The sequence below is a fragment of the Roseibium suaedae genome, from assembly GCF_900142725.1.
GTDB classification, from domain to species: Bacteria; Pseudomonadota; Alphaproteobacteria; order Rhizobiales; family Stappiaceae; genus Roseibium; species Roseibium suaedae.
In genome coordinates this window covers 1,444,876-1,463,414 of record NZ_FRBW01000001.1, presented here as the reverse complement: position 1 = coordinate 1,463,414, position 18,539 = coordinate 1,444,876, and the positions used below count along the sequence as shown (strand labels likewise).

Genomic DNA, 18,539 nt, shown 5'->3' with positions numbered 1-18,539 from the left:
CCCCTCGCACTGGCCATCCTGTGCGAGGGGTTTTCATTTTCAGAGACAGTCCAGTTCCAGATCAGCGGCGGGCCGGATAGCTGCCCTTGAGCGCGGCCAGATAATCGATTGCGCCTGCCAGAACGATCACCGCAAAAGCCTGATGCCAGAGGGCAATGTGAAGCTGTACATGCATCAGCAAGGTGCCGATGCCGAAGAGAACCTGCAGCAGCACAAACCCCAGGAGATGGCGGGCAGGCATCATCACCGGCTTGCGCCCACTGACCTTCCTGGAGCGCAGGAACAGCACGATCACGGCAATCACCAGAAGATAGGCAGTCATGCGATGCTGGAACTGCACCGTCAGGACATTCTCGAAGAAATTCGCCCAGGCAGGCGTCATGATCAGCAGGCCGCGCGGAATGAACTGTCCATCCATCAGCGGCCAGGTGTTGTAGGTGAAGCCCGCATTCAGACCCGCGACCAACCCACCCAGGAAGATCTGCACAAAGACCAGAGCCAGGAACAGCTTGCCCAGACCCGACAGGCGGCGCGCTTCTTCAGCGGTCGCGGTTTCCCTGGGCGCAAGCCGGCGGGCAATCCAGAACAGATAGGCGAAGATGATGCAGGCAAGCGTCAGATGGGTCGCAAGCCGGTACTGGCTGACGTCGATCCGGTTGACCAGACCCGAAGCCACCATCCACCAGCCAACAGCCCCCTGCAGGCCGCCGAGAAACAGACCCGTGACGAGACGGGGTTTCAGCCAGGGCTCGATCATGCCCCGCATCCAGAAGAACACCAGCGGCACGAAGAAGGCGACGCCAATGAACCGGCCCAGCAGGCGGTGTCCCCATTCCCACCAGAAGATGAACTTGAACTCTTCAAGGGTCATGCCCGCATTGATCGCCTGATACTGGGGAATTTCCCGGTACTTGGCGAATTCTTCCTGCCATTCGGCGGCAGACAGCGGCGGCAGTGCCCCATGGATCGGCTTCCATTCGGTGATGGAAAGACCGGACTCGGTCAGTCGCGTTGCCCCGCCGACAACGACCATGGCCAGCACCAGGAAGCAGATCGCATAAAGCCACCAGCGTATCAGAGTCCGGTTTCTCCGGATGGCGCTTTCATCATCGATGGACATGGCGGAGCCGCTCTCTGGGGCGGCCTGGCTTGATGCGGACATGTTCAATCCCGGGTTTGACCTTTTCCGCGCGGGAATATAGGTGCAGAGCGGTTACGGCAAGCGCGCAAATGCTCTTGCGACACTGTTACGCTTTGCGGCTCGGCCCGGCGGCCAGCCAGATACGTGTGCCTCAGCTCGGAAGGTCTTGAAAAGACATGGTCCCTTCGTTCCGGAAATTCGTCGGCATGGTCATGCTGGTCGTCTTTGTCGTCGTCTACGCCCTGATCGCCATGGTGATCGGCGACATGACCCTGCAGCAGTCGTCAACGCTGGTGCGCTTTGCCTATTTCGCGGTGGCAGGACTGATCTGGGTGATTCCGGCCGGCGCCATCATCTGGTGGATGGAAAAAGGCGGGAAACCCCGGACTTGATCGCATCGGTCGGGAAGGCCCAGCGGGTGGCCTTGTAAAGGGCGAAAGGTGCACCGGTCAGATACTGATCGATGATATAGGGATCCTGGAAACGCCCGTTCAGGGAGACCCGCGGAAGCATCATGGGATTGCGCGCGCTGGCAGACCGCAACACGCCCGGCATGGTCGTTACGGCAGACGCAAACCCCGCTTCGGCTGCCAGTTGACCGTCCCTCGGGCTCACGGCAACGGTGTTCCCGTAAGGATAGGCAAAGTGCTTGGGGCTCCGGCCCAGTTCATGGCGCATCCTCTCCACGGAGAGGAAGATCTGGCGGCGCGCCTCGTCCTCTTCCAGCCGTGCAAGCGCAAAATGACCATCCGTATGGGCGCCCAGACTTACCAGCGGTTCATCCGACAAGGCGCGCAGCTCGTCCCAGGTCATCATCAGCTCATCGCAGATGGCCCGAAGATCCACGTCATATTGCTCGCACAGGCGGCGGATGATCTCGCGCTGCTCACGTTCGCTCACCTCATGGGTCAGCCAATAGCAGAGCTTTTCGAAGCAGATTTCCTTTTCCTGGGTGGTCCGGCAGGAAATCCCGGTTCCCGAGGCCGGCCCGGTGGCAAGCTGCAGCTCGTCGACCTTGGCAATGATCCGCTCCAGCCCGATCCACCACAGGTCGGCGGTGCGGTCCACCAGACCGCTTGAGACAAAGATCGTGAAAGGCACGCCCAGCTTCTTCAGGATGGGCATCGCAATTTCCGCATTGTCCCTGTAGCCGTCATCAAATGTGATGGCCGCATAGCGCTTGCGGCCATAGCCGGACTTGAGCTGATCGACGGTCTCGTCAAGGGAGACGATTTCATAGCCGTTGCTGCGGATACGCTCGATAGCGCTTGTCAGAAATTCCGGGGTGACTTCGAGGTGCTGATTTGGGCGGAAGGCTGCGGAAGAAGGGTCACGGACATGGTGGAGCATGAAAATGGCGCCACAGCCCTGCGTCAGCGGCGCCAGGGCACGGCTCAATCCTGATGCGTGCAACGCTTTGAATGCTTTACGAAAAAAACGCTGCCGGACACCCATCAGAGTACCAGATCCCCCTTAAAATTCTCAATGAGCATAGGCACGCTTTCTTTAATTTTTATTGCTACTTGTTGCAAAGCTGAAGTCTTCAACCAGAACGGATCGTCGCAGTGTCCCACGCCTCATCCCTGAGCCAGGACCGCCCCGCAGGCTTTGATAAGGCAGGTGCCGCGCAAGCCCTTCCGGCTGTGGCAGCTCCCCTGTCCGTTCGCAGGATCACAGCCGCAGAATACCGCAAACTGGCTCTTGAGGCATCAGATCTCGATTTGCGCTGCCTTTATCAGGAGCCGGACTGGCTGGATGCCTATCTTTCGGCCATCTCCCCTGCCCGTCCGCTGGAACCACTGTTCCTTGCCGTTGAGGCAGAAGGAGAGATTGCCGGTCTTCTTCCGCTTGCGATTGAAAGCGGGATGGGCGGCGCAAGAACACTGACATTCCTTGGCTGGAACCGCGCCAATCAGAACCAGGGTCTTTGGAGCAGTTCACGTATCGCCAGCGCCGATGCCGGCGGACTGCTGACAACATTGCGCAATATTTCGAAACAGGCAGGGGCAGATCTTATCCATCTGCCCAACATGCCCGCGTCCCTCGGACCAGCCGCTAATCCTCTAACGTCCGGACATCATCTGCCCAGTCCCAGCCCTGTCTTCACCGGTTCACTCGACGCCCCTTTTGAAACGCTTCTGCGTCAGGGGCTTGGCAAGGACGGGCGCAAGAAGCTGCTGCGCAAGAAGCGCGCGCTTGAGGAAGCTGGCGGCTACAAGGTCGTGGAAGCGACCTCACCCGGCGAGCGGGAACAAGGCCTGAAAGCCTTTCTGGAGCAAAGGGAAATCCGCTGCCGGGAAACCGGCATTCCGAATGCCTTCTCGGAGGCGCCGGATCAGGACTTCCTGCGCAGGCTCATTACCCCCAATGAAGCCGGCGAAGGCTTGTTGCGGATCTTCTGGCTGGAAGTGACGGGGATAATCCGGGCAACCTATATCTGCGCCTGGCAGCAGGGTTGCCTGTCTGGTTACGCCAACAGCATCGCCCAGGACGACATGATGCCCCACAGTCCGGGCGTCGTGCTGCTGATGGACATTATCGAAAAGGCCTGCGCCGATCCGGCGATCAACGCCATTGATCTTGGTCTGGGCGACGAGCGCTACAAACATGCCTGGACCAGCCCGGAGCCTCTCCATGATGCCTTGGAAGCGCTCACCTTCAAGGGCAGGACACTTCTGTTCGTGACGGAGAAGAAGCAGGCACTCAAGGCCCGGATCCGCGCGTCCGGAACGCTCTGGCCTTTGGTCCGCAAGCTGCGCAAGTGGAAGGCAAGCCGCCGTCAGGCTGCCTGACCACCATCTCCCTGCGGCCCCGGACGGCGGCGCAGACGGCCCCGGTATTCCGGCTGGATCAGCACGCGCGCACCCGTGTTGTGCGACAGCAACCGGGCAGCGCTCTTCAATTCGGTCATATGATCGAGATCCGCCGACATCAGCAGCACCACATCTGCATCCCGAAGGATATTGGCGCTCGCCTGCGACCCGTCGATGGGACCAAGATCGATGATCACCGTGTCATAGGTCTCGGCAATGACGTCGAGCGTCTGTTCGAACCGGCTGTGACCAGCCATCTCGTCCGAAATCTGAACCGTGCCTGCCTCGATGATATGGGCATTGGATCCGGCGTCCCGGTAGATCACCTTGGAGAACTGGGCCTTGCCTGCAACGATATCCGAGAAACCGGGCGCCCCATCGGCAGCTTCCTGATCCGGGAAGACTTCCATCAGCAGCGTGGTCCGGCCCTGGTCAGCCGAGCGGCGGGCCAGTTCGAACGCCCGCTTCTGGCTGCGCTCCGGCTCATCAATGCTCAGGACCACGATCCGCCCTTCCGGGGTTTCCTGGATCTGCCGGGCAAGGTCATCAGACAGCGCTTCTGCGCCAGCGGCAGCATTGGCCCGGTCCTGTGCATCGGCCGCGATCTGACGGCGGCGTGCGCTGCGCTCCCGGTTCCGGGAAATCGGACGGGCAACGCGCGGCACTTCCAGTTCTGCAGGAGCAACGGGGGCCTCAGCTTCGGCCTCGTCGACGCCTTCCACTTCGATATCGTCTGCCAGATCCACTTCAGGCTCATCCGCCTGCTTTTCGGACACCACCGTTTCGACTGTCTCGACCGGTGCATCCAGATGCTGCTCTTCCTCTTCCGGTTCCTCATCCAGGAAGTCTTCTTCCTGGCTTTGGGACGCAGGCGCATCGCGGTAGTCGTAAGAGGCGCTCATGGAAACGCCGGAACGCAGGTCGTATCCATAAGGAGACGGCTCGACCCTTGGCATCTGCACCGGCATTTCCGGCTCGCTCCGTCCCTCCTCGCTGCGCGTATCCTCGACCGGATAGAGCACCGCGCCAGACAGGAAGGCGCGCATGATGATGAAGGCACAGCCCAGAATGAAGGTCACGACCATGGCGATGATCGTCACCACCATCACCTTTGGCGCATAGGGCTCGATCGGAACGCTGGCGCGGGAGATGATCCGGGCATCGGCCGGCAGAACCTGAGCCTTCAGCCGCGTATCGGCATCGCGGAAGCTGGAGATCATCTGATCCAGCTGGCGGGCCTTGGCATTGGCCTCGCGCTCCAGTTCGGACAAACGCACCTGATCCGCATTGGACCGGGCAGCAGCGGCCTTCAGCTCCTCAAGACGGTTCTTGAGCGCTTCGGCCTGCTGGCTCGAAACCTTGGCATCGCTTTCCAGACCGACCAGAACCTTGCGAGCCTCTTCCCGGATCAGCCGGTTGTAGTCGGCAAGCTGGGACTGAAGCGCCTTGAGCTGCGGATGGTTCGGCAACAGCGTGATGGAGAGTTCGGCAATGTTCGACTGAACTTCAGCTTCCCGCTCGCGCAGACGCTGGATCAGCGGAGAATTCAGAACATCAGTGGCCGATTCAAGGGCGCCGCCAGACCGCAGGAGTTCGCGGATCAGCTGCGCCTTGGCTTCGGCTTCCGCCTTGTTGGCCTGAGCCCGGCTGTATTCGGTGCTGATTTCGCCCAGCTGCTGCTGGTTCAAGGTGCGGTTGTCGCTGCCCATCAAGAGATCCGCATGGGCGCGGAAATCCTCGACCGCCTTGCGGGCGGCCTGAACGTCCTGGCGCAGGGTCTCGATCTGAGGCTCAAGAGCGGTGGTTGCAACCTCGTTGGTCTTCCGCTTGGCACTGGACTGAAGGACGATGTACTCGTCCAGGATCGTGTTGGCGACCTGGGCGGCCAGTTCGGGATCTTCAGAGGAATACTCGACCGCGATCACGCGGGAGCCTTCCAGACGGTAGACGTCCAGGTTCTTGAAATAGACCTTCAGGACCCGTTCCTCGACCGAATTGCGGGACTGGTCGGACATGACGCCCAGCATCACCAGGGCCTTGCTGAGGATGTTGTCGGAGCCCGATGCCTTGAATTCGGGAATGGACGCAAGGTCCAGTTTCTTGGCGACACGGCGGGCAAGATCACCGGACATGAGCAGCTGCACCTGGCTGGCAACGCCTTCATTGTCCAGAAGCGCCCGCTCCTCTTCCACCCCGCGGGAGGAGCCGGGGAAGCTCGATTCCTTGCTTTCGATCAGCAGCCGTGCCTCGCCCTTGTATTTGGAAGGTACGAATTGCAGGGACAGAAAGGCCAGGGCACCGGCCAGCAAGACCAGCGGCAAGAGCCAACGCATGGCACCCCTCAGCTCGCGCAGCAAGCCGGTCAGGTCAAGCGCCATGTCGTCGATCGGGGCCGTTTGGCGGGTGCCGGTCATTGTCAAAACTCCAAAGTATTTTTCAAACTATGGCGAAACAGGGTAAGCGATCGGTTAAGACGCCCCCTTTCAGCAGGTTCCGGCCGTTAACCCTGCCATTTTCCCTTCCCCAACGTTCACATGCATTCCTGAAATGTCTTCACCCGCCATTAACCATAGCTTGCGATTGTGCATTTGATCTCAGGAGAGAAGTGCATGTTGATCCGTTTGTTGCTTGTCCTCGCCGTCTGCGCCGGACTGGCTTCCTGCAGCGGCTACCGCCGCCCCCCGGCTGCGTTTCATGAAACGCTGACCCAGCCCTATCAGCTCGACTCGAGCGACCGGCTGCGGATCATCGTGTTCGGCCAGGACGATCTCTCCAACACCTACACCGTTGATCAGGCAGGCTATATTTCCTTCCCGCTGATCGGCAGCGTCCCTGCACGCGGCAAGAACCAGCAGCAGCTGGCCGCTGAAATCGGCCGCAAGCTGCGCCAGGGCTACCTGCGCGACCCGGACGTTTCCGTGGAAGTGGACACCTATCGTCCCGTCTTCATAATGGGTGAAGTGCAAAACCCGGGCCAGTACTCATTCGTCGCCGGCATGACTGTACAGAACGCCATCGCAACCGCCGGCGGATTCGGCACCCGGGCTCAACAGCTTGATGTTGACATCACCCGGCAGATCAACGGCGAGATCCTTAACGGCCGTGTGCCCATTTCGGACCCTGTGCGCCCAGGTGACACGATCTACGTCCGCGAACGGCTGTTCTGACACAACTGAGCAATTAACCGCGGACTCATTTCCCTTTGCTAGGGTGCAGGCACTCGGCTCTCAAGGTTCAAGAAGAAACCTGAGGGCCGCAACAGGGAGCCTGCACCATGACATCCGATCCGCTTCGGATTCTCCACTGCGTACGCTCGCCGATTGGCGGCATATTCAGACATATCATGGACCTTGCGGCCAGCCAGGCAGCGGCTGGACATGACGTTGGTCTCATCTGCGACAGCTCGACTGGCAGCGCCTTTGACAATGCGCTCGTCGACCAGATCAGCAAGCATCTCTCCCTGGGCGTTGCCCGTTTCCCGATGCAGCGGCAGCTGACCATTCAGGACCTCAAGGCAACACGTAATCTCTACCGTCATATCCGCGACCTGAAGCCGGATGTCCTGCATGGACACGGAGCCAAGGGCGGCGCCTACACACGCGTCATCGGCACGATCCTGCGCATGAAGGGCCGCGACGTCACGCGCATCTACTGCCCCCATGGCGGCAGCCTGCATTATGATCCGAACCGTCTGGAAGGCCGCGTCTATCACACGATCGAGCGGGCTCTGGAGCGGATCACCGATGGCCTGATCTTCGTTTCCGACTATGAGGCAGCAGCCTTCGAAACCAAGGTCTGCCAGCCCCGCGCCCTGTCCCGCGTGGTTTATAACGGTCTGCGGCCCGAGGAATTCTCGCCGGTTCAGGCCAATGAAGACGCCGCCGACTTTCTCTACATCGGCATGCTGCGCGATCTGAAGGGCACCGACCTCTTCATCGAGGCGCTGCATAACATCAAATTGAAGAGCGGTACCGCCCCGTCTGCGCATATAGTCGGCGAAGGTCCGGATGAGGCCCGTTACCGTTCCATGGTCAGCAAGTTCGGACTTGAGGACAAGGTGACGTTCCATGGCGCACTCCCGGCCCGCAAGGCATTTGCCATGGGAAGATGTGTTGTGGTTCCCTCCCGAGCTGAAGCCATGCCCTATATCATTCTGGAGACAGTGGCCGCTCAACGCCCGCTGATCGCCACCCGTGTGGGCGGCATTCCGGAAATCTTTGGCCGCTACTCGTCTCACCTAGTCGAGCCGGGCAGGATCGAAAGCCTGACCAGCGCCATGGAAGCAGCGCTCGCGCATCCCGAGGCGATGGAGCGGCTCGCTGGCACGCTGCGCGGCTGTCTGGCCGAGACCTTCTCCATCGATCTCATGAGCGACCGCATCATGACGCTTTACCGTGAGGTTCGCGGACAGCTTCCCGAAGACCTCCATCAGGCGTCCTCTCAGTCCGAAACCGATACCCTTCCTGCGGCCAATCCGCAGACGATCTATGCACGAACGGGGCAACGTTGATGACCGTTCCCGCCAGCCGTCATGGCAATCAACCGCCGTACGAACCCTCCGAAGATGACATGAAAAAGCAGGATCCGGCTGCGCCGGACAGCACGCCGGACAGCACACCCGACCGCAGCGCCCCGGAATTGCGCAAGCACCTGACCAGCAACCTGCGCGCCCAGAACGCCGCCCCGCCCCCTCCCCCACAGGCAGCCAATCAGCAGCCCGGACAAGAGGACAAAGGCAGGGACCAGGCAGCAGACGCGGCACAGGCGACCTTGTCGGCCGAAGCCCTGCGCGTTGCAGAAACCCTGGACGACAATGCCGTCTCCGTGCCCGTGCTCGCGGGAACCGTGCGCCTTGCGGACATGTTCGTGATCATCGCCTCCGCGGTGATTGCCTTCCTGACCGCGACGGAGGGATTTGCTTTCGGCATCGGCAACGCAGTTGCGATCGGCCTTGCCATCATCTTCGCTCTGGCGTTCTTCCAGGCCGGAGATGCCTATCAGGTCTCGATCATGCGCAAGGGACTTGCCCAGACGGGCCGCGTCGCCGGCGGCTGGGTTCTGGTCTTTGTCATCTTCGCCCTGGTCAAGTCCACATCGTCCTTCGGCATCTATCTGAACCAGAACTGGATCGGCTCCTGGTTCGTCTATGGTCTGGCAGGCCTCATTGCCGTCCGCTTCGGCTTCAACCGGCTCGTGCGCCATTACATGGACAGCGGCCGCCTGGAGCGCCGGGCGATCATCGTTGGCGGCGGCAACGCGGCGGCGGACTTGATCCATGAGCTGGAGTCCCAGCCGGAAAACGACATCCGCATCTGCGGCATCTTCGACGACCGCAACAATGACCGGTCCCCGGCCGTGGTCGCCGGCTATCCCAAGCTCGGGAACATTGCCGCGCTGGTCGAGTTCTGCCGTCTTGCCCGGATCGACATGCTGATCGTCTGCATTCCGCTGCGCGCTGAAAAGCGCGTGCTGGAACTGCTGCGCCGCCTCTGGGTGCTGCCGGTCGACATCCGCCTGTCGGCCCATACGGACAAGATGAAATTCCGTAACCGCGGCGCGTCCTTCATCGGCTCCGTGCCCTTCGTGGACGTGGTGGAAAAGCCGATCACCGACTGGGACATGGTCGCCAAGCGTGTCTTTGACATCTTCTTCGCCAGCCTGAGCCTGGTGGTCCTGTCCCCTGTCATGCTGGCCGCGGCCATCGCGATCAAGCTGGACAGCAAGGGGCCGGTCATCTTCCGGCAGAAGCGCTATGGCTTTAACAACGAAGTCATCGACGTGCTGAAGTTCCGCTCCATGTACACGGACAAGACCGACGCGGAAGCCAAGAAGGTCGTGACCAAGGGCGATCCGCGGGTCACCCGTGTCGGCCGCTTCATCCGCAAGTCCTCCATCGACGAATTGCCGCAGTTGATCAACGTGCTGCGCGGCGAACTCTCGCTCGTCGGCCCCCGCCCCCATGCGGTCAATGCCCATACGGACAACCGCACCTGGGACACGGTGGTGGACGGCTATTTCGCCCGTCACAAGGTCAAGCCGGGCGTAACCGGCTGGGCGCAGATCAACGGCTGGCGCGGCGAAGTCGACACGCCGGAAAAGATCCAGAAGCGCGTGGAGCATGACGTCTTCTACATCGAGAACTGGTCGATCCTGTTCGATCTGAAGATCCTGCTCATGACACCGGTCAGCCTGCTCAACACGGAGAATGCCTATTGAGCGCCTCCGCCGCAGATTTCGGCGGTCTGGCCCAGGGTGCCCGGCAGGGCGGAGGACCGGGGGGCCGCCCGGCCTCCCATGGCCAGCCCGGCCTGGTTCTGCGGGGACAGCAGATCGGCAACGGCGCCCTGTGGCTGGCGGCCTTTCTCTCCGGCTTCGTGATCCGGGAACCGGCGCCCTATGAGCTCTACATGCTCGGGCTGCTGGTAGTCTGGCTGGCCTTCGGGCTGAAGCTGCGCCGGGAATTCGGCCCGCTGATCGTCTGCCTGATGCTTTATATCTCCGGCGGCCTGGCCTCCATGCCGCTGGCCCGCGAGTTCAATGACGCGCTGATCTACACGGTCGTCACCGGCTTCCTCATTGTCACAGCGATCTTCTACGCCGCCGTTCTGGCAGAGCGCCCGGACCGCTACCGGATGATCGAGAAGGGCTATCTCGCCTCCTCGGTTCTGGTCGCCTTCTTCGGCATCGCCGGCTATTTCCACCTCTTCCCCGGCGCCGGCTTCTTCACCCTTTACGAGCGCGCCCGCGGCACGTTTCAGGATCCGAACGTCTTCGGCCCCTTCCTGGCCCTCCCCGCCGTGCTCCTGATCCAGCGGATGCTGTCCGCCTCGATCCCGCGCCTGCTGCTGCTCGCAATTCCGCTTGGAATTCTGGTGCTGGGCATCTTCCTCAGCTTTTCGCGCGGTGCGTGGATCGTGCTGATCGTGGCCTCGGCCATCGTCTACCTGCTGGCACTGGTCACCGAGCGAAACCCGTCGCGCCGCTTGCGGCTGATCGTGCTTGGCGCTCTCGGTCTTCTCGGCGTCATCGCCCTGATCGGCATTGCCCTCTCCATCGACAGCGTCGCCCAGATGTTCCAGCAGCGCGCCAAGCTGGTGCAGTCCTATGACGGTGCGCGCCTCGGCCGCTTTGCCCGTTACACTCTGGGCTTCCAGATGGTGATGGAGCGCCCGCTTGGCCTCGGCGCCCTGGAATTCAACAAGTATTTCCCGGAAGACGAGCACAACGTCTATCTGAAGGGCTTCACCACCTATGGCTGGCTTGGCGGCACGGTCTATCTCCTCTTCATCGGCTGGACCCTGAAGCGGCTGTTCCCGCTGCTCTTCAAGCAGCGGCCCTGGACCTTGTTCCTGCACAGCGTTTTCGGCGTTCTATGCGCCCATGTGATCCTGAGCGCCATCATCGACACCGACCACTGGCGCCACGTCTACATGCTCTATGGCATCGCCTGGGGGCTGATTGCGGCCGACAAGCTGGAACAGCGCCGGCAAGGTTCTCCGCCGATGCGCAGAAGACCTGTGGACCAAGCCCCATCAAGGCGCTTGCGCTTGGGCGGCGAACCAGTTAGGTAGAGCGCGTTCGGGCAGTAGCGCAGCCTGGTAGCGCACTACACTGGGGGTGTAGGGGTCGTCGGTTCAAATCCGGCCTGCCCGACCACTTAAGACCTACCCCCACTTTTCCCTGTCTTTTGAAGACCAAGATTATCGCGCGGCGCGGCTGGCGCATGCGTGAGGTATCGCCTGCAAAAACACCTTCGAATTGCAGCACCGAAAGCGCCAAGTCTTCGGCACAACGGAACCGGCTTTCTCCCCACTCCCTCTCCTCCGTCCTGCCATGGCTTGACCATGGCATCCATGCCGTGACCTCTCCTGAAAGAAGGGCTTTTCCGTTTCGAAAGGTTACGGAGTGGATTGCAGCATCAAGTGCTGCAATGACGAAGGAGGAGAGGCAGATGGAGCAAATATCTGCCCTGCGAAGGAGAGTAAGGCACGGGCTCACCACGCGGTCATCCCGCGCTTGACGCGGGATCCAATCCACGTTTGGGCAAAGCGGATAAGAGGTTCATGCGTCTGGAGCGCGTGTCCGGTTGCTTCTGCGCCTGCCAAACCTGCGGAGAGGTGCATTGGATCCCCGGTCGAGCCGGGGATGACCGCGCGGAGGGGCTGGCTCATGCATCGGGCTTCGCCTGCGGGAACGCCTTAGAAAGGCCTCCCAGTAAACACCAATGTCGATGGCACAAGGGAATCGGCTTTCTCCCCACTACCCTCTCTTTCGTCCTGCCATGGCTTGACCATGGCATCCATGCCATTCCCTCTCCTTAAGGAAAGTTTTCTCCGTTTCGAAAGGCAACGGAGTGGATTGCAGCATCAAGTGCTGCAATGACGAAGGAGGAGAGACAGGCGGGGCAAGCGTCTGGCCTGCGGCAACCCCTGCGCGAGTGAGGCGAAGCCCCCCTTCCCCTCACCCTACGTGATGCCTTGGCATCAGGCGGTAGGCCTGGGAGATGGCGAGGGCGGCAAGGGCCATGGCGATGCCGCCCATGGCGGTGCTTTGCAGCGGATGGATCTCCGCGCCGACTTCGCCGGCCAGCAGAAAGCACATGTTGAAATCGAGGCCGATGATGGCGGTCGTGCCGAAGCTGCGCAGAACCGCGCCACAGAAGATGAAGAGCCCGGCGATGACCATATGCGGCAGGAGCGAGGGATCCAGCCAGTGCAGGATGCCCCGGTAGCACAGGGCGGCCACCACCCCCAGCGACACGCCGACCGCCATCATCCGCATGACCGGGCGCGGGTCCTGCAGGGAGCCAAGGATCGACGAGAAGATCGCCAGTGACAGGGCAAGGCTCAAGGTGATAACCGAGGGGGCCAGCAGGATGGGCAAGGTTCCGGCAAACGTCGCAGCGCCAGCGCCAAGGCCGCGGAAGACGGCATGTTTCAGCCGCTCCTGCTCCACCCGCGCCGGGCGCTTGTCCTGCCGTGCGGGCGTGAAGAGATAGGTGACGACGGTCACCGAAACCACCCCGATCAGGGTGCACCAGATCCGGTCCACGGCGAAATGCGCGATATCCGCCATGTTCATATGGCTGCCGGAAAAGAACGCGGGCACCATGACCACCGCCGCCGTGATGCCGGTGATCAGCGGGCCATAGCTGTAGATCGTGCCGATCCAGTAGGTGACGCAGGTGCTGAGGCCCACCACCAGCGCCAGAATGACCAGCTGCCACATGGGATCGGCGACATAGACCAGACTGAGATAACCGATGGCAGCACCAACGATCGTACCCGCCAGACGAAGAATACCCCGGATCAGCAGATCCTCACGGAAGGCCTGATTGACCACCCAGACCGGCATGGCCGCCCAGAAGGGATTGTGCAGGTCCAGCACCATGGCAATGCAAAGCGCGAGGAACGCCGCGGCAAACAGCCGGAGGGCATTGGGCATGATCTGGAGCATAGGCTTTTTCCTGATTTCGGCGGCGCTCTGTCTCTGGCGCCTCCAAGGCTGCCATGCACCCGCCCCGACGTCTATTATCGCAGTGCAGCAAAAGGTCAAATCCTTCAGCTCCCCCCGAAGCGAAAAGCAGTCCTGCCCCGCCAACTCTCCACCGGTTTCAACGGCTTGAGCTTTGCGCCCCCGGCAAGGCTCGATTAGCTTGAGGCTTCCCTTTCCCTCTTCAAAGCCCGACACAACCGCCCGCCATGACAGCCAGCTTTCAGTTCCAGCCTCTCAGCCCCGATTTTGCACAGGATCCCTACCGCCAGTATGCGGAGCTTCGGGCGATCCCCGGCCTGACCTATTTCGAGGACTTCGACATCTGGCTGGCCTCCCGCTTCGAGGATGTGTCGCAGATCGTGCTGGATGCCCGCATGGTCCGCACCATGGACCATATTGCCAGCCGGGAGGAGATTACCGCCCAGCAGCGGGCTGCCAACTGGCATGACATGCCCCATCACGAGCGCTTCGTGCAGTTCTCCCTGCTCGACAGCGACGGCGGGGTCCACGACCGCTTGCGCAAGCAGGTGTTCCAGCTGTTCACGCCTGTCATGGTCAATAAGCTGCGCGACGAGATCCAGACCTATGTGGACGGGCTGATCGACAGTCTGGCCGACCGGGAGGAGATCGACTTCACCGCCGATCTGGCCGCCCATGTGCCGGGCCACATCATCGGGCGGGTGCTTGGCGTGCCGGACGAGGACTGCCCGCAATTGCGCATCTGGTCGGAGAACATCGTGCAGTTCTTCGACATCGACCGCTCAGAGGCCCGCAAGGAACTGGCCGAGCGCAACACCACCGAGTTCTACGAATACCTGACCAGGCTGAAGGCCGAGCGCGAGGCCAAGCCCGGCGAGGATCTGCTGTCGCGCATGATCGAGGCGCAAAAGGCCGGCCTGATGAACGAGGACGAGTTCATCTCCACCGCCATGCTGATCCTGATGGCCGGCCACGGTTCCACCATCGACGTATTGGGCAGCGGCATGCATGCCCTGCTGCGCTTCCCGGATCAGATGCAGCGCCTGCGCGATGAGCCGGGCCTGATGAAAACCGCCGTCCAGGAAATGTTCCGCTTCGAGAGCCCCCTGCCCTTCTTCCACCGCTACTGCGTCGAAGAGGTGGAGGTTGCCGGCAAGACCTATCCGCGCGGCACCAAATTCGGCGTGCTCTACGGCTCCGCCAACCGCGACCCGGCCCAGTTCCCGGAGGCCGACCGGTTCGATGTTGGCCGCACGCCCAACTGGCACATCGCCTTCGGCCGCGGCGCCCATTTCTGCCTTGGCAACCATCTGGCGCGGCTGGACATGGATATCATCTTCTCGTCGCTGCTGCGCCGGTTCTCGCATATGGAGCTCTCCGGCGGCACACCGGCCTACAAGCGCGGCCTCTCCGTGCGCGGCCCTGTCTCCCTGCCTCTGGCGTGGAAACCTGCATAGGATGTAGTCTGCCTGTCACCTTCCCGCGATACGGGAGGAGCAAAGCTGCTTGACGTCTCCGCCGGATCACCTCTCCCCTTGGGGAGAGGCCGGACCAAAGGTCCGGGTGAGGGGGTATCCAGTACTTTGGATAAAAACCCCTCACCCCAACCCTCTCCCCAAGGGAGAGGGAGCTCCTCGACCACAGTCGCCAAGCGGCCCTCATCAAGACACAAGGATTTTCCATGCGCCTTCCGTTTCTTCCAGCCTCCCTTGCAGCCGTAACCCTTGCCGCCGTGGCAGGTATGAGCGCCGCGCAGGCCGAAACCGTCAGTGTGGGACCCCGCCCGGCCTATCTGATCGACAAGATGAAGGACGGGGAGCTGAAGGAAAAGCTGAAGGCCTGCCTGGGCCAACCCGTGAGGAAGACCCTGTTTTCCATCGCCCACCGGGGTGCGCCGCTGGAGTTTCCGGAACATTCGGAAGAAGGCTACAAGGCCGCCGCCTCAATGGGCGCCGGGATCATCGAATGCGATGTGACCTTCACCAGGGACAAGCAGCTTGTCTGCCGGCACGCACAGGATGACCTTGCAACCTCCACCAACATTCTGGCGACGGATCTGGCGGGCAAATGCATCACGCCCTTCACCCCGGCAGCAAATGGCGAGAAGGCCAAGGCGGAGTGCCGCACCAGCGAACTGACCCTGGCCGAGTTCCAGAGCCTGTCGGCCAAGATGGACGGTGCGGACCGGTCAGCCACCACGCTGGAGGCTTATATGAACGGCTCGCCGCGCTGGCGCACCGATCTTTATTCCCCCGGTACCCTGATGACCCACAAGGGGTCCATCGAGCTGATCAGGTCGCTCGGCGGCAAGTTCACACCGGAACTGAAAGCCCCGGAAGTGACCATGCCTTTCGAAGGCATGAGCCAGCAAGACTATGCCCAGATGCTGATCGACGAGTACAAGCAGGCGGGCATTCCGGCGGCAGACGTCTGGCCCCAGTCCTTCAATCTTGAGGATGTCCTCTACTGGATCCGGAACGAACCGGAATTCGGCAAGCAGGCCGTCTATCTGGATGGCCGCAACTCCAAGGGCCTTGATCCCCTGAAGCCCGAAACCTTCCAGCCCTCCATGAAGGAGCTGAAGGACATGGGGGTCACCTATATCGCTCCGCCGATCTGGATGCTGCTGACCGTGGTAGAAGGCCAGATCGTTCCCTCCCCCTATGCAGTGGAAGCCAAGGCTGCCGGCCTGAAGACCATTGCCTGGTCCCTGGAGCGTTCCGGCCCGATCACCCGGAAGGGCGGCGGCTGGTACTATCAGACCATCAACAGCGTCCTGTCCGGCGAGGGCGACCTTTACGAGATCGTGGATGTGCTGGCGCAGGATGTGGGTGTCTCCGGCATCTTCTCCGACTGGCCGGCAACCGTGAGCTATTACGCGAGCTGCATGGGCCTCGATTGAGGTTTGACGGGACCGGCGCAGGTGATAGTTGCCACGCCGGTCCCTTCTTGATCCGGTTCATTTGAAATTCACTCTGCCAGGCGCATATTGACCTTAGGTCCATTTGCCGAGCAGAACCGACGTGAACATTTTTCCCGCAGAAACCTTCAACTGTCTGGCCCTCCATCCGGAGAACGAATTCGCTCCGGCTGACCGTGTCCGGCAGATGATCCTGAATGTGGCTGCGGAGCATGGCATTGCGCCGGGCGAATGCCATCTGCTGCCGCCTTCGACGGATCAGAACACCTACATGTTCTGCGGCGGCTTCCGTGTTCTGATCACCCAGAGCGAGCCTCTCACCGGCAGAGCGGCACTTGAACGGGCGATCGACAATTATCCGGTCCGCAAGCTGTTTCCCCAGGCCGAGCGTGCGGTCGCACAGGCCCGCATGGTGACGACCCTGTCCATCGGCAGAGGCCTGATTCCGGCCTCTCTCGTGCCGGACCACATGAAGGAAGCTGTTTCCCCGCAGACGCAGATGATCGACACTCTGGCAGACAGCCAGACGGCCATGTCATTCCTGGCAGCGCTGGTGGTGCGCTTTTTGAAGCTGCGTTATGCAACGGCGGTGAACTGGCAACAGAACGGCTATCTGCTGCCGCCCGATGTCTTCACCTCTTTCGCGCAGGCAGAAGACAAGCTCAGCCTTTACATCCGCCCCCACGCCTATGTGCCGCCGCAGGACCTGCCCGATGAAGACAAATATGTCGGCGTCCTTGGGGCAGGCTCACAATATCTGACGGGCTATCTGATCCATTTCGTGCCGAGCACCGCACCGCTCGAATTCATGCTTGAACGCCTGCTGCAGTTCGTCTCCCTCTGCGATCTGCGCCAGGCAGTCATTCCTGACGGCGACACATTTGGCATCGATCCCAGCGAGCGGATCCGGATCCATCATGAAAAGACATCCCCGGACGAGCCGGACCGCATCAATCTGAAGCTGGAAATGAGCGCGGCCTTCGGCATCATCGGCCCCAAGACGCCCATGGTGAACCTGCAATATGGTCTGGATGGCAGCGTGGTCGAGCAGACCATGTCCGGCGCAGGCAAGGATGGGCTCGACCCCAATGATCCGGTGGATGCCGCCATTCTGGCACGGCTTGCAGAACTGAAGGCCGCCGAGACATCTCCGGCTCCCGTCTCGCCCGGAAGCGCCCGGAACGCAACGGCAGAGCTCTCGAATGAAACGCCGTCCTTCACTGCCGTACAACCCCAAGCAGCTCAGAGCCAGACAACTCAGGGCCAGACAACTCAGGGCCAAGCAGCACAGGCCTATGTTCCTCCCGCCGGGCGCCCTGCTCCCGATTTGACCGCAGACGAGGGGCAACGGGCAAGCTTCGGCACGCGGCAGCGAACCATTCCCAAAGAGACGCAGGCGACCGAGCGCCTGTCCCTGGAGGAACTGCGCCGGTTTGCCCAGCCCTCTCCGGCGGAAGACCAGCCCAAACCAAAGGCATCCGCTCTGGAACGGCTGACATCCTTTTTCAAAGGGAAATAACCGGCTTCAAGGTAAGCCGGTTCACGGGACGGACTGGATCAGCGGGCCTGATCCAGAATGCGCTTGCATTCCAGAAGTTCGAACAAGGTTGCCTGGAGCCGGCGGATATCGTCCTTGGACAGAGAACCGCCCGCTCCGTGCCCGTCATCGCGCTCACCGCGGAACCGGTCCATGAAGCGCAGGCCATGGCCCGACTTCTCATGGCCCTTCTTCGGCGCTTCATCCACCAGAACATCCCGCGGGCGCTCCGGCATCACATCACTGTCGTCCAGCGCGTCGTGCCCGGCAGGGGCAACAACATTCGGTGCAGCCCCACGAGGCGCGGGAACCGTGTCCTCGGCATCGGCCAGCTTGGCGGCGACAGGCAGGGGAATCGCATCCTCATGCCAGATCTGCATGACAAATCGCGGCCCCTGTTCCTTCAGGATCCGCTGCACGCCCTTGATCGTGTAGCCTTCGCCATAGAGCAGATGCCGGATACCGCGCAGCAGTTCCACATCATCCGGGCGGTAATACCGGCGGCCACCACCGCGCTTCAGCGGCTTGATCTGGGTGAAGCGGGTTTCCCAGAACCTCAGGACATGCTGCGGCAGGTCAAGATCTTCAGCGACCTCACTGATCGTGCGGAAGGCGTCAGGGCTCTTGTCCATGCTTGTCATCAGGTCTTGTCAG

14 protein-coding genes and 1 tRNA gene are annotated in these 18,539 nt (G+C 61.5%); 10 read left to right on the top strand and 5 right to left on the bottom strand.

The window, feature by feature from the left end:
* Nucleotides 1-61: 61 nt before the first annotated feature.
* Nucleotides 62-1,162, bottom strand: a complete 1,101-nt coding sequence (locus BUA94_RS06570) for a COX15/CtaA family protein (protein ID WP_084081731.1) — start codon at nt 1,160-1,162, stop codon at nt 62-64.
* A 155-nt stretch (nt 1,163-1,317) separates the two neighbouring features.
* On the opposite strand from BUA94_RS06570, the gene BUA94_RS06565 reads away from it, so the two are divergent.
* A complete protein-coding gene (locus BUA94_RS06565) occupies nt 1,318-1,533 on the top strand; it encodes a DUF2842 domain-containing protein (RefSeq protein WP_073010306.1) in 216 nt (71 codons plus the stop codon).
* Here the strand turns inward: BUA94_RS06565 and BUA94_RS06560 are convergent.
* Nucleotides 1,493-2,491 (bottom strand): polysaccharide deacetylase family protein, encoded by a 999-nt coding sequence (locus BUA94_RS06560; protein WP_208979981.1) that lies wholly within the window; start codon nt 2,489-2,491, stop codon nt 1,493-1,495. The genes BUA94_RS06565 and BUA94_RS06560 overlap by 41 nt on opposite strands.
* A 215-nt stretch (nt 2,492-2,706) precedes the next feature.
* Here BUA94_RS06560 and BUA94_RS06555 point away from each other — a divergent pair, with 215 nt between their 5' ends.
* Complete coding sequence (locus tag BUA94_RS06555) at nt 2,707-3,933, top strand: GNAT family N-acetyltransferase (RefSeq protein WP_073010300.1); 1,227 nt, start codon at nt 2,707-2,709, stop codon at nt 3,931-3,933.
* Here the strand turns inward: BUA94_RS06555 and BUA94_RS06550 are convergent.
* Nucleotides 3,921-6,368 carry an exopolysaccharide transport family protein gene (locus tag BUA94_RS06550; RefSeq protein WP_073010297.1) on the bottom strand — a complete coding sequence of 816 codons (2,448 nt, stop codon included), beginning with the start codon at nt 6,366-6,368 and terminating at the stop codon, nt 3,921-3,923. The genes BUA94_RS06555 and BUA94_RS06550 overlap by 13 nt on opposite strands.
* Before the next feature lie 195 nt (nt 6,369-6,563).
* On the opposite strand from BUA94_RS06550, the gene BUA94_RS06545 reads away from it, so the two are divergent.
* The 5 genes from BUA94_RS06545 to BUA94_RS06525 all read left to right on the top strand — a co-directional run bounded on the left by BUA94_RS06545 (nt 6,564) and on the right by BUA94_RS06525 (nt 11,610).
* Nucleotides 6,564-7,121, top strand: a complete 558-nt coding sequence (locus BUA94_RS06545; RefSeq protein WP_084081730.1) for a polysaccharide biosynthesis/export family protein — start codon at nt 6,564-6,566, stop codon at nt 7,119-7,121.
* A gap of 107 nt (nt 7,122-7,228) precedes the next feature.
* Nucleotides 7,229-8,464 carry a glycosyltransferase family 4 protein gene (locus tag BUA94_RS06540; RefSeq protein ID WP_073010294.1) on the top strand — a complete coding sequence of 412 codons (1,236 nt, stop codon included), beginning with the start codon at nt 7,229-7,231 and terminating at the stop codon, nt 8,462-8,464.
* The gene (locus tag BUA94_RS06535; protein WP_235860451.1) at nt 8,464-10,170 is read left to right on the top strand and encodes an undecaprenyl-phosphate glucose phosphotransferase; all 1,707 of its coding nucleotides are present in this window, start codon (nt 8,464-8,466) and stop codon (nt 10,168-10,170) included. The genes BUA94_RS06540 and BUA94_RS06535 overlap by 1 nt, the downstream gene beginning before the upstream one ends.
* Complete coding sequence (locus BUA94_RS06530; protein ID WP_208979980.1) at nt 10,167-11,525, top strand: O-antigen ligase family protein; 1,359 nt, start codon at nt 10,167-10,169, stop codon at nt 11,523-11,525. Before BUA94_RS06535 ends, BUA94_RS06530 begins: the two co-directional genes overlap by 4 nt.
* Before the next feature lie 8 nt (nt 11,526-11,533).
* Nucleotides 11,534-11,610: transfer RNA gene (locus BUA94_RS06525), tRNA-Pro, on the top strand.
* A gap of 804 nt (nt 11,611-12,414) precedes the next feature.
* On the opposite strand, the gene BUA94_RS06520 is transcribed toward BUA94_RS06525, so the two are convergent.
* Entirely contained in the window at nt 12,415-13,410 is a 996-nt protein-coding gene (locus BUA94_RS06520) for an FUSC family protein (protein WP_073010291.1), read from the bottom strand.
* Nucleotides 13,411-13,655: 245 nt separating this feature from the next.
* Here BUA94_RS06520 and BUA94_RS06515 point away from each other — a divergent pair, with 245 nt between their 5' ends.
* The 3 genes from BUA94_RS06515 (at nt 13,656) to BUA94_RS06505 (ending at nt 17,867) form a co-directional block, all read left to right on the top strand.
* Nucleotides 13,656-14,885 (top strand): cytochrome P450, encoded by a 1,230-nt coding sequence (locus BUA94_RS06515; RefSeq protein ID WP_073010288.1) that lies wholly within the window; start codon nt 13,656-13,658, stop codon nt 14,883-14,885.
* Between the two features lie 224 nt (nt 14,886-15,109).
* The gene (locus BUA94_RS06510; RefSeq protein WP_084081729.1) at nt 15,110-16,330 is read left to right on the top strand and encodes a glycerophosphodiester phosphodiesterase family protein; all 1,221 of its coding nucleotides are present in this window, start codon (nt 15,110-15,112) and stop codon (nt 16,328-16,330) included.
* 121 nt (nt 16,331-16,451) lie between these two features.
* Entirely contained in the window at nt 16,452-17,867 is a 1,416-nt protein-coding gene (locus BUA94_RS06505) for a hypothetical protein (protein WP_073010285.1), read from the top strand.
* Between the two features lie 38 nt (nt 17,868-17,905).
* On the opposite strand, the gene BUA94_RS06500 is transcribed toward BUA94_RS06505, so the two are convergent.
* Entirely contained in the window at nt 17,906-18,526 is a 621-nt protein-coding gene (locus BUA94_RS06500) for a MerR family transcriptional regulator (protein ID WP_175558004.1), read from the bottom strand.
* Nucleotides 18,527-18,539 lie beyond the last annotated feature (13 nt).

What these genes read in the sequence shown, in the direction of transcription:
- BUA94_RS06570 (WP_084081731.1), bottom strand. Translation starts at nt 1,162, where the DNA reads ATGTCCGCATCAAGCCAGGCCGCCCCAGAGAGCGGCTCCGCCATGTCC.
- BUA94_RS06565 (WP_073010306.1), top strand. Translation starts at nt 1,318, where the DNA reads ATGGTCCCTTCGTTCCGGAAATTCGTCGGCATGGTCATGCTGGTCGTC.
- BUA94_RS06560 (WP_208979981.1), bottom strand. Translation starts at nt 2,491, where the DNA reads ATGCTCCACCATGTCCGTGACCCTTCTTCCGCAGCCTTCCGCCCAAAT.
- BUA94_RS06550 (WP_073010297.1), bottom strand. Translation starts at nt 6,368, where the DNA reads ATGACCGGCACCCGCCAAACGGCCCCGATCGACGACATGGCGCTTGAC.
- BUA94_RS06545 (WP_084081730.1), top strand. Translation starts at nt 6,564, where the DNA reads ATGTTGATCCGTTTGTTGCTTGTCCTCGCCGTCTGCGCCGGACTGGCT.
- BUA94_RS06540 (WP_073010294.1), top strand. Translation starts at nt 7,229, where the DNA reads ATGACATCCGATCCGCTTCGGATTCTCCACTGCGTACGCTCGCCGATT.
- BUA94_RS06535 (WP_235860451.1), top strand. Translation starts at nt 8,464, where the DNA reads ATGACCGTTCCCGCCAGCCGTCATGGCAATCAACCGCCGTACGAACCC.
- BUA94_RS06520 (WP_073010291.1), bottom strand. Translation starts at nt 13,410, where the DNA reads ATGCTCCAGATCATGCCCAATGCCCTCCGGCTGTTTGCCGCGGCGTTC.
- BUA94_RS06515 (WP_073010288.1), top strand. Translation starts at nt 13,656, where the DNA reads ATGACAGCCAGCTTTCAGTTCCAGCCTCTCAGCCCCGATTTTGCACAG.
- BUA94_RS06510 (WP_084081729.1), top strand. Translation starts at nt 15,110, where the DNA reads ATGCGCCTTCCGTTTCTTCCAGCCTCCCTTGCAGCCGTAACCCTTGCC.
- BUA94_RS06500 (WP_175558004.1), bottom strand. Translation starts at nt 18,526, where the DNA reads ATGACAAGCATGGACAAGAGCCCTGACGCCTTCCGCACGATCAGTGAG.